The 15,703-nt window shown below is 61.6% G+C and carries 12 protein-coding genes and 1 pseudogene; 11 read left to right on the top strand and 2 right to left on the bottom strand.

The window, feature by feature from the left end:
• The 10 genes and pseudogenes from VNN77_05340 to VNN77_05295 form a co-directional block, all read left to right on the top strand.
• On the top strand, nt 1-367 hold a 367-nt coding region (locus tag VNN77_05340), incomplete at its 5' end, for an integrase core domain-containing protein (GenBank protein HXG50817.1).
• Nucleotides 368-590: 223 nt separating this feature from the next.
• Nucleotides 591-1,718, top strand: coding sequence for an Npt1/Npt2 family nucleotide transporter (locus VNN77_05335; protein HXG50816.1), 1,128 nt, complete (start codon nt 591-593; stop codon nt 1,716-1,718).
• Between the two features lie 680 nt (nt 1,719-2,398).
• Nucleotides 2,399-2,671, top strand: a complete 273-nt coding sequence (locus VNN77_05330) for a hypothetical protein (protein ID HXG50815.1) — start codon at nt 2,399-2,401, stop codon at nt 2,669-2,671.
• A gap of 68 nt (nt 2,672-2,739) precedes the next feature.
• Nucleotides 2,740-4,011 (top strand): TolC family protein, encoded by a 1,272-nt coding sequence (locus VNN77_05325; protein HXG50814.1) that lies wholly within the window; start codon nt 2,740-2,742, stop codon nt 4,009-4,011.
• 31 nt (nt 4,012-4,042) lie between these two features.
• A complete protein-coding gene (locus VNN77_05320; protein ID HXG50813.1) occupies nt 4,043-5,578 on the top strand; it encodes an efflux RND transporter periplasmic adaptor subunit in 1,536 nt (511 codons plus the stop codon).
• Between the two features lie 9 nt (nt 5,579-5,587).
• Nucleotides 5,588-8,725, top strand: a complete 3,138-nt coding sequence (locus VNN77_05315; protein HXG50812.1) for a CusA/CzcA family heavy metal efflux RND transporter — start codon at nt 5,588-5,590, stop codon at nt 8,723-8,725.
• Between the two features lie 406 nt (nt 8,726-9,131).
• Nucleotides 9,132-9,539 (top strand): hypothetical protein, encoded by a 408-nt coding sequence (locus VNN77_05310; GenBank protein HXG50811.1) that lies wholly within the window; start codon nt 9,132-9,134, stop codon nt 9,537-9,539.
• Nucleotides 9,540-9,928: 389 nt separating this feature from the next.
• Nucleotides 9,929-10,246 (top strand): SHOCT domain-containing protein, encoded by a 318-nt coding sequence (locus tag VNN77_05305; protein ID HXG50810.1) that lies wholly within the window; start codon nt 9,929-9,931, stop codon nt 10,244-10,246.
• Between the two features lie 128 nt (nt 10,247-10,374).
• Nucleotides 10,375-10,794, top strand: coding sequence for a hypothetical protein (locus VNN77_05300; GenBank protein ID HXG50809.1), 420 nt, complete (start codon nt 10,375-10,377; stop codon nt 10,792-10,794).
• A gap of 110 nt (nt 10,795-10,904) precedes the next feature.
• Nucleotides 10,905-11,153, top strand: a pseudogene (locus VNN77_05295) (isoprenylcysteine carboxylmethyltransferase family protein).
• Between the two features lie 126 nt (nt 11,154-11,279).
• On the opposite strand, the gene VNN77_05290 reads toward VNN77_05295, so the two are convergent.
• Nucleotides 11,280-11,462: a hypothetical protein gene (locus VNN77_05290; protein ID HXG50808.1), complete on the bottom strand. Its 183-nt coding sequence runs from the start codon at nt 11,460-11,462 to the stop codon at nt 11,280-11,282.
• Between the two features lie 512 nt (nt 11,463-11,974).
• On the opposite strand from VNN77_05290, the gene VNN77_05285 reads away from it, so the two are divergent.
• The gene (locus tag VNN77_05285; GenBank protein ID HXG50807.1) at nt 11,975-14,380 is read left to right on the top strand and encodes a heavy metal translocating P-type ATPase; all 2,406 of its coding nucleotides are present in this window, start codon (nt 11,975-11,977) and stop codon (nt 14,378-14,380) included.
• A 176-nt stretch (nt 14,381-14,556) separates the two neighbouring features.
• Here the strand turns inward: VNN77_05285 and VNN77_05280 are convergent, their stop codons facing one another.
• Entirely contained in the window at nt 14,557-15,675 is a 1,119-nt protein-coding gene (locus tag VNN77_05280) for a shikimate dehydrogenase (protein HXG50806.1), read from the bottom strand.
• Nucleotides 15,676-15,703: the final 28 nt, after the last annotated feature.

The following is a 15,703-nucleotide window of genomic DNA, read 5'->3' as shown; positions in this document are numbered from 1 at the left end:
TGGGGTGGTGCTGCAGAGAGTATTGACCGACCGAGGGACGGAGTACTGCGGGAATCCAGAGCGGCATGAATATGAGCTTTACCTGGCGCTGGAGGATATCGATCATACGCGCACCAAGGCCCAGAGCCCGCAGACCAACGGGATCTGTGAACGCTTTCACAAAACCGTGCTCAACGAGTTCTACCGGGTGGCGTTTCGGAAAAAGATCTACACAACGCTGGAGGAGCTCCAGGCCGATCTCGATGCGTGGCTGAGGGCTTACAATGAAGAGCGCCCTCACCAAGGCCGGTGGTGTTACGGGAAGACTCCGATGCAGACCTTCATCGACAGTATCCCCTTGGCCAAAGAAAAGATGATTGCGGCGTGAGTGGGAGGAGTAAACAATGGCTGACGACGAGGACTTAACCGACGACTGTCAGATCGGGTGTTGACTTTTACAAATCAAGATTCTCCGCGACAGTATCTTCCTCGGTCATCATTCAATTTCGGAGCTGCCGTACCTCTATATCGTCGTTGCCGTGTCGGCGGGAGTCACGATTGCCGCTTATACAAGGTACACCGCAAAGCTTTCAATCGTCCGGCTCGTCCTGGTGACCAACGCGCTCATCGTCTCGAACCTCGGCATTTTCTGGTTCGTGCTGACTTACCACGATCCCTGGTGGAGCCATTATGCCTTTTACATCTGGTCGGCGATCGTGGGCGTCACCGCCGTAGCTCAACTGTGGACTCTCGCCAATCATCTTTTCACCCCGGACGAGGGCATCCGGTCATTCGGATTCGTCACTGCCGGGGGCACGGTGGGCGGGGCCTTAGCTGGATTCGGAGTCAAACGGTGGCTTCACCTCTTCGCCGAGAATAATCATTTGATGTGGGTGGTTGCAGCCCTTTACGTCGCAGCTTCGGCCTTGGTTCTTTGGGGGGAAAAGCGGCTCGAGGAAAAAATTTCCGAAAAGGAACTGAAGATGCCGCTGAAGCCGGAAGAAATCCACACCGCGAATCCAGGGGAGCTTCTCGCCGGTTCCGCGTATCTTAAAACGATCGCCGTGTTAATTTTGGTGTCCGTGATCGTGTCGACCCTGATCGACTTCCAATTCAAGACGGCGGCGAAGCAAGCCTATGCTTCGAGAGGAGCTCTCGCGGGCTTTTTCAGTTCGTATTACGGCTGGTTGAGCGTGGCCAGCCTTTTTACTCAACTCATTTTGATGGGGAAAACGTTGCGCACCTTCGGCCTGCAACTGAGCCTCTACCTTACACCGGGTGTCCTTCTTGTCGGCACGACGAGCATTATGATCTGGCCCAGTCTGCTTGTGGCAGCGGCGACCCGGATGGCCGATGCCACGCTGCGCAACAGCATCCATAAGAGCGGCATGGAGATCGTCTATATGGCCCTGGCCCCGGGTATCATGAGGAGGGTCAAGAGCTTTCTTGACGTGACTGTCGAAAGAGCCGGAGACGCAATCGCCGGGTTTATCATCTTGTTGTTCAGCTTCGCCTCGACCGAGAACTATATAACCTATGTTCACTTCATTTGTATCGCGTTGATCTTCGTCTGGATCGTGCTCATCCCGGTTTTGTGCTCCGGTCGCTCCGAGCCGTCCCCGAAAGAACCGCCTGCATCGGGCGAGATGCCGATGGCCGAAAACGGTTGGGCGAAGACCGGACGGCTTTCGGAAATTCAGTTCAGATCCGGGGCCATTGTCAGCAGCGAGAAGGAATGAGCGGGGGAATTCCCAAGATTGACAAAAACAATCCGGCTATCTTGCCAGCGGGCGGTGTCAATTGATAGATTTCGACCTTGTCGAAGGATCGTCGTGCCGATTGAACGGTGGTGGCATCGGCTTTGCTCGCGGGACGTCGTGAGGAAAGCTCGGTCGGAGTTTATGGTCAGGCGATCAAGATCCGGCGCGAAATGGCCCCTCATCACGGCGGTCAGTTTGATCGCTCTGCTTTATCTTGCCGTCACGGTGGGCCATGCCTGCGCGGGTTATAAATATGCGGGGCACGGGTCTAACCATGAACTCTTGCTTGTCGGCGCTCGGCATGATGCTCCGTCCAGTAAGCCGGACGCTTGCGGCTTTGTTCGCGACCGAATGCTGTCGGTGACTGCCCCTTCCCCGTCGTCGGCTGCTTCGACGACCGCGGTTGGCGCGCACTGGATTCAGCTTTCCATCGACGGGTCCATCTGGCAATCAAAGGCAACTCCCGTTGCCATGCGACTGGCGGGCGGAGAGCCGAGTCGTACCACGTCCCAGCCGTTGTTTATTTCACACTCGGCACTCCGTCTTTAGAAGCTCACTCCCTGGCTTCCGGTTGAGCCGGACTGTGTCTGGCTCCCTGCAGCAGTGTAAGTGCGAGCAACCGACATCGCGGTCGGTCGGTCGCCAGAAAGGAGTGAGCCATGAAAAGCAAGATCTCTGGTTTATCGATTGCTTTGGTTCTTCTAACGGCGGTTTCTGGACAGGCCCGTCCCCGCTCCGCCGAAGAGTTGATCGCCTTTTTAGAGGAAGCACAAAAAGACTGCGAGTGGAAAACCCGGAACCTGACCGGTGGACCGAAAGGCAGGATGTTGCTGCACAAGAGAATCATGGACGATGTGCTGGAACGACTCAAAGCCGGTCAGCCTGTCGATCCGCGAAAGCTCGAGCAGGCTCTCGCCGTGCATGGTGGCTAGGCCGGCCAGCCGATTGCGGCCCCCGCGAACGATAGCGGACGGGGCCCAGGACCGAGAAGGGAGATCCGATGTTCAGGCGCTGCTGTTTTGCGATGGTCGCCGTGGTGTGCTTTGGCGCGGGCGGGTCGGGCCGGCCGGCGAGAGCCCAGGAGGTTTTGAGCCTCAAGGAGGCGCTCGCCGAGGCCCTCGCGAAGAACCCCGAGGTCCAGACGCTCGAGCGCCGGCTGGAAGCCGCGGCGGCCCGAGCGCGGCAGGCGCCGTACCTGGAGGACCCCGAGATCGCTTTTCAGCTCGGGGGAGTGCCCTTCTCCCACCCGACGAGCCTGGATCGAGCTGACGCCAACCTCATCGGCATTCGTCAAAAGCTGCCGTTCTTCGGCAAGCTGGGATTGAAGGAAAAGATCGCGCAGCAGGACGTCAAGGTAGCTGCACAGGAGCTCCGGGCCAAGCGGAGGGAGATCATCGCCAGGGTGAAAACGGCGTATGCGGAGCTGTTCATGGCGCGAAAGAGCGCCGAGATCCTTCGCGAGCAGTTGGAAATCATCCGCACCGTGATCCGGGCGACGGAAGCACGCTATCAGGTCGGCAGGGCGGCTCAGCAGGATGTGCTCAAAGCTCTGGTCGAGCAGAGCGAGCTCACGAACCAGCTGATCCTCGCCGAGGAGAGCGGAAGCGCAGCCGCCGTCGCGCTCAACACCTTGATGTACCGGCCTCCCACGGAGCCTATCCAGCTGCCGCCGGATCTCGAGGTGCCGAACGGAGCCGCGAGCCTCGCCGACCTGACCGAGCTCGCTCTGGTCAACCGTCCGGAGCTCAAAGGCGCCGAGGAAGGGGTCGAACGGGGAGAGAAATTGTACGAGCTTGCCCAGCGCAACCGCAAGTTTCCCGATTTCATGGTCGGCTGGGACTACATGCGCATGCCGACGGAGATGAACAAGGAACGGTATACCGCGATGATCAACATCACGATTCCGTTTTCGCCGTGGACGATGGGCAAACGAAACTTCGAGGTCGAAGAAGCGCTGGCGGAGATTCGCGCCGCCAGGGCCAATCGGGATGCGATGAGGAACATGACGCTCAGGGAGCTCGGCGAATCCCGGGCCAAGGTGCAGGCCGCCAGGAGATCGCTGCAGCTCTACAAGGAAGGACTGCTGTCGCAGGCCGAGCTGTCCTTCAGAGCTGCTCTGGCGGCCTATCAAACCGGTCGTGTGGAGTTCGTGGCTCTCCTGGAAGCCCAGCGGGCCTTGCGCGAGGCCCGCATGGGTTACTACAAGGCCACGGTGGGCCTGGTGCAGAGTCTGGCGGAGCTCGAGCGGGTCGTCGGGACGGATCTAGAATGAAGGATCGGTTGAACAACACGCGGAGAATGCCATGAGAACCGTGAGGATAGTGAGTCTTTTGGGTTTGGTGCTGGCGGTTTTCGCCATCGGATACTGGCTCGGTCGTACAGCTCCGGGAAGCGATGAACCTGCTGCGTCTCACGCGGCGGCGCAGTCCAGTCCCGCGGCGATGGAAGGACACGACATGTCCGGTGGGGCGGTGGGCGTGAGACCCGAGCGGCAACAGCTGGTCGGAATACGCACGGCTGTCGCTGAAATCCGTCCGCTCGCTCGGAAGATCCGGACCGTGGGGATCGTGACCTACGATGAGACCAAGGTGGCTCAAGTGTTCAGCAAGGTTGATGGATGGGTGGACAAGCTCTTCGTCAACTACACGGGCAAGCTCGTGAAGAAGGGCGAGCCTCTTTTTGCCTTCTACAGCCCCGATCTCGTCTCGACCCAGGAGGAGTATCTCCTTGCGTTGAAAGCGGAGGAGACCTTGGGCTCGAGCTCCCTGAAAGAGATCAGCAGGGGATCGGCGTCGCTTTTGCAGGCTGCCCGGCGCAGGCTCGCTTTGTGGGACATAACCGACGACCAAATCGCGGCGCTGGAGAAAAACGGCAAGCCGCAGACCACTCTCACGTTTCATTCCCCGATCAGCGGGTTCGTTCTCAAGAAAGACGTTTTTCAAGGGATGAAGGTCATGCCGGACAAGGAACTGTACACGATCGCCGATCTTTCCAGGGTCTGGGTCAACGCCGACGTCTACGAGTACGAGCTCGGCGCGGTCCGACCGGGCCAGAAGGCGACGATCAGCCTTTCGTATTTTCCCGGGCGAACGTTCACCGGGCGCGTCTCTTGGATCTCTCCCGTGCTGGACGAGAAAACCCGCACCGCAAAGGTGCGGCTGGAATTTCCGAACCCGGACTACGCTCTCAAGCCGGAAATGTACGCCAACGTGGAGATCGAAATACCGGCGGGCCGGAAGCTGGCCGTTCCGGTGGAAGCAGTTCTCGATTCCGGTGTCAGAAAAGTCGTCTTTCTCGACAAAGGCGAAGGCCGGTTCCAGCCGGTCGAGGTCAAGACGGGAGCCAGGTTCGACGGATATTACGAAGTTCTCTCAGGTCTCGAGGCGGGCGAGCGCATCATCGCGAGCGCGAATTTCTTGCTGGATTCAGAAAGCCGACTGCACGAGGCGATGGGGGCAATGGCCGGCATGCCCGATATGGAGATGGGGGGCGGGCCGCAGGCTGCCCCGGCCGCTGCCGGCCCGGCGGAGAAAAAAGCAGGGGGCCTGAACCTGTCTCTTGAAACCCGACCCGCAAAACCGAAGCTCGGGGAAAACGTGGTGCGATTGACGGTTCGCGACGCCAAGGGGAACCCCGTGCAGGACGCCGTGGTGCGAATCACCGCCGTCATGAACATGCCCGGAATGGCCCCGCTAAAGACGACGGCGAGGCACGTCAATGGCGGCGTTTACGAGGCGACCGTGAGCTTCGCCATGGCGGGAGGATGGGACCTCGTCGTAGTGGTGGAGCGCAGCGGGCAAAAACCGATTCAGGAGAAGTTTACCATCACGGCTCAGTAGGACACGTCAATGATCGAAAGAATCATCGAAGGGAGTGCCAGGAACAAATTCCTCGTCTTTCTGATGGTGCTCTTTCTGGGCGCGGCCGGAATCTGGTGCCTGAGGAATACGCCCCTGGACGCCATTCCGGATTTGTCGGACGTGCAGGTGATCGTTTACACCCCCTGGATGGGCCGCAACCCTACGATCATCGAAGATCAGATCACCTATCCCATCGTGACGACGATGATCTCGGCCCCGAAGGTCAAGTTCGTCCGGGGATTCTCCGATTTCGGCTTTTCGTACGTCTATGTGATCTTCGAGGATGGCACGGACATCTATTGGGCCCGGAGCCGGGTGCTGGAGTACCTGAACCAGGTCGCCAACAAGCTTCCGAAAGGGGTGACTCCGACTCTCGGACCCGACGCGAGCGGCGTGGGTTGGGTTTTTCAGTACGCGCTCGTGGACGAATCCGGCAGGCACGATCTCGCCCAGCTCCGCAGTCTCCAGGACTGGTATCTCCGCTATCAAATCGGCAGCGTGGAAGGCGTTGCGGAAGTGGCGAGCATCGGCGGATTCGTGCGCCAGTATCAGGTCAATCTCGATCCCAACAAGCTGCTCGCCTATCGGCTGCCGATCAAAAGCGTCATCGACGCGATCCGAATGAGCAATAACGACGTGGGCGGCCGATCGATCGAGCTGAGCGGCGCGGAATACATGGTTCGGGGACGCGGGTACATCCGATCGATCCATGACCTCGAGGCGATCGCCGTCGGAGGCGATCGCGGCACGCCGATCCTCGTTCGCGACATTGCTACGGTGGCGCTCGGGCCCGACATGCGCCGCGGGATCGCGGAGCTCGACGGGAAGGGCGAAGTGGTCGGCGGGATCGTGGTGATGCGTCACGGTGAAAACGCGCTCGACCTGATCGACCGGGTCAAGGCGAAAATCAAGGAGATCGAGCCTTCGCTGCCCGCCGGGGTGAAAATGGTCACGACCTATGATCGCTCGGATCTCATCCTCAGATCGATCGCCACGTTGAAGGAAAAGTTGATCGAGGAGAGCATCATCGTCAGCGCGGTGATCGTGATCTTTCTCTTCCACGTCCGCAGCGCCCTCGTCGCCATTCTCACCCTTCCGATCGCCATCATCCTGTCCTTTATCGGGATTTATTACCTAGGCCTCACGTCGAACATCATGTCGTTGGGCGGCATCGCCATCGCCATCGGAGCGATGGTCGACGCAGCGATCGTAATGGTGGAAAACGCCCACAAACGGCTGGAGCAGTGGGAGGAGACCGGCCGGCAGCGAGACCGGAATCAGGTGCTGATCGAGGCCGCCAAGGAGGTGGGAAAGCCGCTCTTCTATTCGCTCCTCATCATCACCGTGTCCTTCCTCCCGGTCTTTACGCTCGAGGCGCAGGAGGGGAGGCTCTTCAAGCCCCTGGCGTACAGCAAGACCTTCGCCATGTTCTTCGCCTCGTTCCTGTCGATCACGCTCGCCCCGGTGCTGATGCTCCTGCTCATCCGCGGCCGGATCCGGCCCGAGGCGAGAAACCCGGTCAACCGCGTCCTGATCGCTCTCTATACGCCGGTCGTGCGCGCGGTGTTGCGCTTCAGGATGATCACGATCGCAGCGGCGCTGACCTTGCTGGCGGTCACCGTGCCGGTTTTCCTTCGCCTCGGCTCCGAGTTCATGCCGCCGCTGAACGAGGGAATGATTTTTTACATGCCGACGACGCTGCCGGGCATTTCGGTCACCCAGGCGGCGCGGCTGCTGCAGATTCAGGACCGTATCCTCAAGACCTTTCCCGAAGTGGCGTGGGTGTTCGGCAAGGCCGGGCGGGCCGAGACCTCGACGGATCCGGCCCCTTTCAGCATGGGCGAAACGACGGTGATGTTGAAGCCGGAATCCGAGTGGCGGCCGGGCATGACCTGGGAAAAGCTGGTCGATGAGATGGACAGGAAGGTCCGCCTTCCCGGCGTCGCCAACGCATGGACCATGCCGATCAAGAACCGGATCGACATGCTCTCGACCGGTATCCGCACTCCGGTCGGCATCAAGATTTTCGGCCCCGATCTCGCGCAGATCGAGGATATCGGAAGACGCCTGGAAGCGGTGCTTCAGACGGTTCCGGGTACGCGGACGGTTTTCGCCGAGCGCGTAACCGGTGGCTACTATCTCGATTTCGAGCTCAGGCGCGAGGAAGTCGCCCGCTACGGCCTGGCTCTGGACGAGGTGCAGGCGGTCATCGAATCGGCGGTTGGAGGAGAAGCGATCTCCACCACGGTCGAAGGACGGGAACGCTACCCGATCAGCGTGCGTTATGCCCGGGAGCTGCGCGACGATCCCGAGCGGCTCAAGCGTGTTTTGGTTCCCGCCATGAACGGGGCGCAGGTGCCGCTCGCTCAACTAGCGGAGATTCGAGTGGTTTCCGGGCCGGCGATGATCCGGGACGAGGACGCGCAGCTGGCGGGCTACGTCTACGTCGACATGGCGGGGCGGGATATCGGCGGCTACGTGGAGGAAGCCAAGAAAAAGGTCGCCGAGCAGGTCAAGCTTCCCCCCGGTTACACGCTTTCCTGGAGCGGGCAATACGAGTACATGCAGCGCGTCAAGGAGCGTCTGCTGTACGTGGTCCCGCTGACGCTGCTGCTCATCTTCGTGCTCCTCTACCTCAACCTCCAGTCGACGGCCAAATGCCTGGTGGTTCTGCTGGCGGTACCGTTTTCCCTGATCGGGGCGATCTGGTGTCTCTACCTGCTCGGCTATCATTTGAGCGTGGCCGTGTGGGTCGGGATCATCGCGCTGGCAGGCGTGGATGCGGAAACCGGGGTGATCATGCTTCTCTATCTCGATCAGGCCTACGAGCGGCGGCGCATGGAGGGGAGAATGAGCACGATAGAAGACCTTCGGGAGGCGATCAGCGAAGGCGCCGTAAAGCGCATCCGGCCGAAGATGATGACCGTCATGGCGATCCTCATGGGCCTGCTTCCGATCATGTGGAGCCACGGCGCCGGCGCGGACGTGATGAAGCGGATTGCGGCGCCGATGATCGGGGGAGTCGTCAGCTCGTTTGCGCTCGAACTGATGGTGTACCCCGTCATATTCGAAATCTGGAGGGGCTGGTCGTTGCGACGGCCGCCGGCGAACATGCGCGCGGGTTAGTGTGTGCCGGTTGGCTCGCACGGCCGCTGCGGGAGAGAAGCCATGGAGCGGCGAGCTGGAAGAAGAGTCTGCTCGGAGCCATCGCCCCGGTGGGGAGTACGGTGGCCGTTCCGGAGCACCGCAAATCGTTACCCTCGAGGACAGGCTGGGGTGCGTCGCACCTGGCTGCAGGAAGCGAAAACATTGCACACGGTTCAAATGAAAGAACCGGCTGACGCCGACAAAATGCGAAAGTTGATGGATTCCGTGGAGGCCGCATACGATTGCGCCACCGTGCAACCGTCGCACTCGCGCATCGCTCCGGGCGCGGGATCGTTCGGGCAGTACGGCGTCCTGCCGCAGCGGTGAATCTGCGGCCGGCGGCGAGAATCCCTCGGGGCCATCGACAGGAAAGGAGAAACGTGCGTTGAAAGTTTTCAAGGTTGTACTGAAGCTTGTCGTTGCATGGAGTTTTATAGCGACGATGCCGACCGCGGCGGCTGCGGCGGCTTCCGCTCAAGCGGTCTCGGGCGGCGGGGTCACCGTCAAGGTCGCGTACCTCAATCCCGGAAGGCGCACCGAACCGCGATTCCAGGTGACGCTCGACACTCACTCGGTCAATCTGGATGCCTACGATCTGAAAACCCTGGCCGTTCTGCGAGACGATCGCGGCAAAAGCTACGCTCCGGTCGCAGCCGAGAACAGAGGCGGCGGGCACCACCGGGAAGTGACGCTGACGTTTCCCGAGCTCTCTGCCGAAACCAAGCGTGTTGAGATCGCAATCAAAAATATCGCGGGGGTCGAGGAGAGAAAGTTTAGCTGGAATCTGGACTAGCCGATGGCCCCGAGGTGTACGGAGCAGCCACGGCCCGGGAGGTGAGTTCACGTGTTGTCCAAGTCGAAATACGCCGCGCTTTGCGCGCTGGGCATGGAAATCTTTTATTGTCTTTGCCTGTTTTACGGTGTTTTGCTGTCCGCCAAAGCGAGAGAGCTGCACCACGCGCTTTTCGAATTAATCCCCGGTCTTACGTGGGGCACTCCAGTGACCATGGTCTGGGGCGCAGTCTATGTCGGGCTTCTTGCGTGGATCGCAGGGTGGTACATCTCATGGATGCACAACGTCAGTACGATATCTCGTGCAGGCTGACGGCCGAGGAACGAGGAGCAGCACGACGCTACGCGCGGAGAAAGGGACCTGCGCCGCGCAGAACAGGAGGTTGCAAGATGGGGCATCGGGGTTGGACGGCAGTGGGACTGTTGGCGTGGTGGCTCCCCGGTATCGGGTTTGCGCAGGAACGTTCTTATGAATGGGGGTGGGGCATGCATCCGATGTGGTGGGGAGCCTGGGGTCTCGGCATGATGTTCATGATGGTATTCTTCTGGGCCCTCGTCATTGTCGGCATCGTCCTCTTGATTCGCTGGTTGCTCAGCCAGGGACGAGAAGCCGGGTCGGATTCCGCGCTGGAAATCCTGCGCCGCCGGTATGCGCGGGGAGAGATCGACAAAGAAGAGTTCGAATCCAAAAAGCGGGACCTGATGTAGCGGACTTTGGCTCCACACCCATCCACAATGTTTGTCAGAGATGGAGGGCCAGTTGCACGACGCACGCCTCGGGGATGGAAGGTGAACCATTTCGCACGATGAATTTTAGAAACGCGAAGGAGGTCGGCATGAAAAAGATCGTTACCGCGCTGGTTCTAGCCGGAGCTCTCGGTTTTCTTCCCTCCTGGGCCCAGGAGAAAAAAGAGATGCCGATGAAAAAAGACATGCCCATGAAAGGAGAAGGCATGCAGGGCGGCCGCATGATGATGGGCAGAATGAAGCAAATGCAAGGGCGCATGGCCGAGATGCGCAACGGAATGGGCGGCATGGCGAAAGGGCAGGGAATGATGAAGAACGAGGACATGCAAGGCATGGGAAAGATGATGGGGGACATGGGCGGGATGATGGGGGAGATGGGGCAGATGATGCGAGAGGGGAAGATGACGCCCGAAGAAATGCAAAGCATGTCGAAGATGATGGGCGATATGTCGGTCATGATGAAGCAAATGTCGGAACGAATGGGACGGGGAATGAAGAAGGCACAATAAGAAGTACTTTCCGACCGGTCGGTCGAGCCGAGCCTCGCCTGCCGGCTGCGTCGCTACGAGCGACGCTGCCTGGTAGAGCGGTTCTTTGCTTGGATTCAATGGCAACGTGGCATCCTCAATATGTCGGCTTTATTTTGATCATGCTCGGCTTTCTTTTTCAGTGGCCGACGATACCTACGCTGGTGATGTTTCCAATCCTCGTCTACATGTACGTGAGGCTGGCACGCAAAGAGGAGCAAGAAGCTCTAGCGGAGTTCGGCGAAAAGTACCGGCGCTACATGGCTGCCACGCCCGGCTTTTATTCCTGCTTTGGTCCGCGGGAGGGAGGCAGCGAGCTAGGAGGCGGGTTCTCAAGATAGAGGAAATCAATGGGCTGTGATCTCCAAAAAAGCAGGGAAGGAAGTTGGGCAGGTGGGGAAGCGAGCTTGGTCAGACCCGAGCTGAGGTTGTGGGCTTCTCGAAAACTCGGGACGCTTCGGAGGCATCTAGGATTGCTTTTTTGGGCGGAGGCGCTCGATGAGCGCCGCAACCTCTTCAAGGCGGGCGAGCGCCGCGGCCTCCAACTTATTTAGCTCTTCGGGTGGAGCGCCCTTGTTGACCGCGTCTTCCAGCGCGGTTACGGCAATGCCAAAGACTTTCAACAGGCGCCGAGTCTCGTCGGTCGGCATTGTGATTTCCTCCCGGGCTCTTTAAGCGAATTCGTGATATGTACGTGATACGTAGACGTAGATATGGAATGGTGCCATGCTCGGGCCGGGACCTTGGGACGGCGCTGTTCTGCGCTCGCGGCCGCTGGTCGATGCCTGTCGATGAACTCAGTGGCGATTCTTGCACTGGAAGCGAAATGGTTCAAGACAGAAGAGTCGATCGGATCGACCCCCGAAGGCTCATCGTGGCCGCGCAATAACGACCTCCGTGACCGGCGCCCGAGCGCGGTCGGGAGACGGGAACGAGAAGGTTCATGGGCAGATAGACGTCCATCGAAAGTGGGCCCGGACCTGGAGGGCGCGGGCACGGGAACGTGAAGCTCCCCTCTTGGGAAGGATGAGGTGGCGGCCTGGGAGGCGCCGGGCCATTGACCGCGGCCGGAAGGTTTCGACCCGCACGCCGCCATGATGCGATGTCCATATACTTAGGAACTCCATAATAGATCCGCGGGGTTTCGACGGGGAAAAGCGCGATGATCGATCCCATCTGCAACATGGAAGTCGACGAGGAAACGGCGGCAGGCCGCTTCGACTACGACGGCAGGACCTACCTTTTTTGCAGCGTCCACTGTTTGGAAAAATTCAAGCAGGAACCGGCGAGGTACACGGGAGGCGCGGACGGCGGCGAGGAGGAGCGGGCGGCTCCGGCGGGTGCGACCTACATCTGCCCCATGGACCCGGAGGTTCGCGAAAGCCGCCCCGGGGCTTGCCCGAAGTGCGGTATGGCGCTCGAGCCCGAGCTCCCGGGCCTCTTTTCGCCGCAGAAGACCGAGTATGTCTGTCCCATGCATCCCGAGATCGTCCGCGACGCGCCGGGATCCTGTCCGATCTGCGGCATGACCTTGGAGCCGAGGACCGTCGTTCTCGAGGAGGAAAACCCGGAGCTCGCCGCCATGACGCGGCGCTTCTGGGTCAGCGCGGCTCTCAGTCTGCCGATTGCGCTCCTGGCGCTCACCGAATTTCTGCCCGGCAAGCCGGTTCACAGCAGCTTTTCACCCCATCTCCTGAACTGGCTTCAGCTCACGCTCGCGACTCCGGTGGTTCTCTGGGGCGGCCGCCCGTTTTTCGAGCGCGGTTGGGCCTCAATCGTGAACCGCAGCCTGAACATGTTCACTCTCATCTCGATCGGGGTCGGCACGGCCTACGTTTACAGCGTCGGCGCGACGGCGTTTCCAGGCGCCTTTCCCGAGTCGTTTCGCGGCCACGGCGGAGAAGTGGCGGTCTACTTCGATGCGGCCGCGATCATCACCACGCTCGTGTTGCTGGGACAGGTGTTGGAGCTGCGAGCCCGCAGCGAGACGGGCAAGGCGATCAAGGCGCTGCTGGGGCTTGCGCCGAAAACAGCCCGGGTGATCCTGCCAGACGGAACCGAAGCGGATATCCCGCTCGAGCGCGTCAAGCCGGGGGATCGCCTGCGGGTTCGGCCGGGTGAAAAGATTCCTGTCGACGGCGTCGTGCTCGAAGGCTCGACCTCGGTGGACGAATCGATGATCACCGGCGAACCGATTCCGGTCGAAAAGGTCCCGCGCAGCCGGGTGACGGGCGGCACGGTCAACGGCACGGGCAGCTTCGTGATGCGCGCGGAGCGGGTGGGGAGCGAAACGCTGCTCGCGCAGATCGTCCGCATGGTGGCCGAAGCCCAGCGCAGCCGCGCACCGATCCAGAAGCTCGCCGACACCGTGGCCGCGTACTTCGTGCCGGCGGTGGTTGTAGTCGCCGGCATCACGTTCGTCGCATGGGCGGTCGCCGGCCCGGAGCCGGCCATGGCCTATGCGTTGCTCAACTCCATTGCCGTTCTGATCATCGCCTGTCCCTGCGCCCTCGGCCTGGCGACGCCGATGTCGATCATGGTCGGGACCGGACGGGGCGCCATGGCGGGCGTGCTGATCAAGAACGCCGAGGCACTGGAAGTGCTGGAGAAGGTCGACACGCTGGTGGTCGACAAGACCGGGACGCTGACCGAGGGCAGGCCTCGCCTGACGACGCTGGTTCCCGTACCCGGACGGACGGAAGACGAGATCCTGGCGCTCGCGGCGAGCCTCGAACGGGGAAGCGAGCATCCGCTGGCGGCGGCGATCGTGGAGGCCGCCGAAAAAAAACGCCTGGAGCTTTCGGAAGCCCGGGAATTCCGCTCGTTCACCGGTAAGGGGGTGACGGGCATCGTTCAAGGCAAGCGCGTGGCGCTCGGAAACCGGCGGTTGCTGGACGATCTCGGCGTGCAGCCGGGCGGCCTGTCCGAGCGCGCCGAGGAGCTCGGCAGGGACGGGCAGACGGTGATGTACATCGTCGTGGACGGACAGATCGCCGGGCTGGTCGGGGTCGCCGACCCGATCAAAGCGTCGACTCCGGAGGCGATCCGGCTGCTGCACGAGGACAAGGTCAGGATCGTCATGCTCACGGGGGACAACCGCACGACGGCGGAGGCGGTGGCGCGCAAGCTCGGGATCGACGAAGTTCATGCGGAAGTGCTGCCGGAGCAGAAGGGCGAAATCGTCAGACGGCTGCAGGCCGAGGGGCGCATTGTGGCGATGGCCGGCGACGGCATCAACGATGCGCCCGCGCTCGCTCAGGCGCACGTGGGGATCGCGATGGGCACGGGAACGGACGTCGCCATGGAAAGCGCCGGCGTGACGCTGGTGAAGGGCGATTTGCGTGGCATCGCCAAGGCACGGCGGTTGAGCCGCGGCACAATGCGCAACATCAGGCAGAACCTTTTCTTCGCGTTCGTCTACAACGTGATGGGAATCCCGATCGCGGCGGGCGTGCTCTATCCGTTTTTCGGCTGGTTGTTGAGCCCGGTCATCGCCAGCGCCGCGATGACCTTCAGCTCCGTCTCGGTCATCACCAACGCTCTGAGGTTGAACCGGCTGTCGCTTTGATGCTCGCCAGGGAGTTCATTGGCGGCCGGACATCCACCGAGGCATGGCCGAGGCCTGGAGAGCACGGGCACGGGAACGTGAAGCTCCCGTTGTGACCCGAGCGGTCGGACAGCCCGCTCTCGGGCAGCGATGGGCGACGGCCTGCGAGGCAGCGGTCTGTTGTCCGCGGTCGGACGCTACCAGGCGGCGTACATGGTTTCCAGGATCCGCCGGTAGCTGGCGGGATCGGCCTTGCTCAGCGCCGCCAGCTCGCGCTTGCAGACGTGATCTCGGAGCGCGATGGCGGCCTGGCAGACGATCATCGCCTTGCCGTTCATCGTGCGGTGGCCGGTTTCCCGCCCGTGGCGAAGGAAAACGGTCTCCTCGGGGTGATAGATGATGTCGCAAAAGCCGGTGCCGGGGGGAACGGAGCCGGCCACCGCCCTGGAAGCGCGATGGTTGGCCTCGATATCGGCTCGGGCGGCTGCCCGCCATGCTTCTCTCAGCTCCGGGTTCGCCCACTCGGCCTCGGTGCACGGCACCGGACGAGCGGGCGCCAGAGCCGAGTAGGGCTCCAGGTCGACGAGCCGCCCGTCGGGAAGCTTGCGCAGACCGCTCTGTCCTTTGGTGGTGGCGTTGACGATCAGGTCCGCGTGGGGCGCGAAGTCCGCGATCCCCGATTCGTCGATCGCACGCGCACGGCGGCCGGTTCCCCTGATATCGCCCGCGAGGGCGCGCGCCTGCGACTCGGTCCGGTTCGCGATCACCAGTTCGCCTTCCCCCAGTCGATCGGAGAGGTGGAACGCGAGCGCGCGAGCGGATCCGCCCGCGCCGATCAACAGGATCCGCGCCCCGTCGAGCGACTCGACGAACGGCCGCGTTCGTCCCGGTTGCGGCGTCAGGATGCTTTCCACGAATCCCGCCCCGTCCGTGTTGAAGCCGACGAGACGGCCGGAGGCGGGGTCGCGGACGATCGTGTTGACCGCCCCGATGCGCTGCGCCCCGGGATCGATTTCGTCGAGATAGGCCAGCGCCTCGATCTTGTAGGGGACGGTGACGTTCACGCCCAGAAAACCGCCGCAGGCGCGCAGCGCTGCAAAGAAATCACCCAGCCGTTCGCGGCGGACGTCGAGCGCCACGTACGTGGCGTCGAGGCCGAGAGCGCGGAAGGCCGCGTTCCACAGCGCCGGGCTCCTGGAGTACGTGGAGGGGCCGTCGCCGATCACGGCGCAGAGCCAGCGGGCGCGGAGTCGCTCCGGATCGAGCCGGTTGGTGACGCAGTCTTGGATGGCGGCGAGCTGGTCGGACGTGATCATGGGCGGTGTTCCCGCGGGGGCCTGTCGT

The organism is Candidatus Zixiibacteriota bacterium (assembly GCA_035574315.1).
Lineage (GTDB): Bacteria > Desulfobacterota > Binatia > UBA9968 > UBA9968 > DATLYW01.
This window is presented reverse-complemented; position numbering and strand designations above follow the sequence as displayed.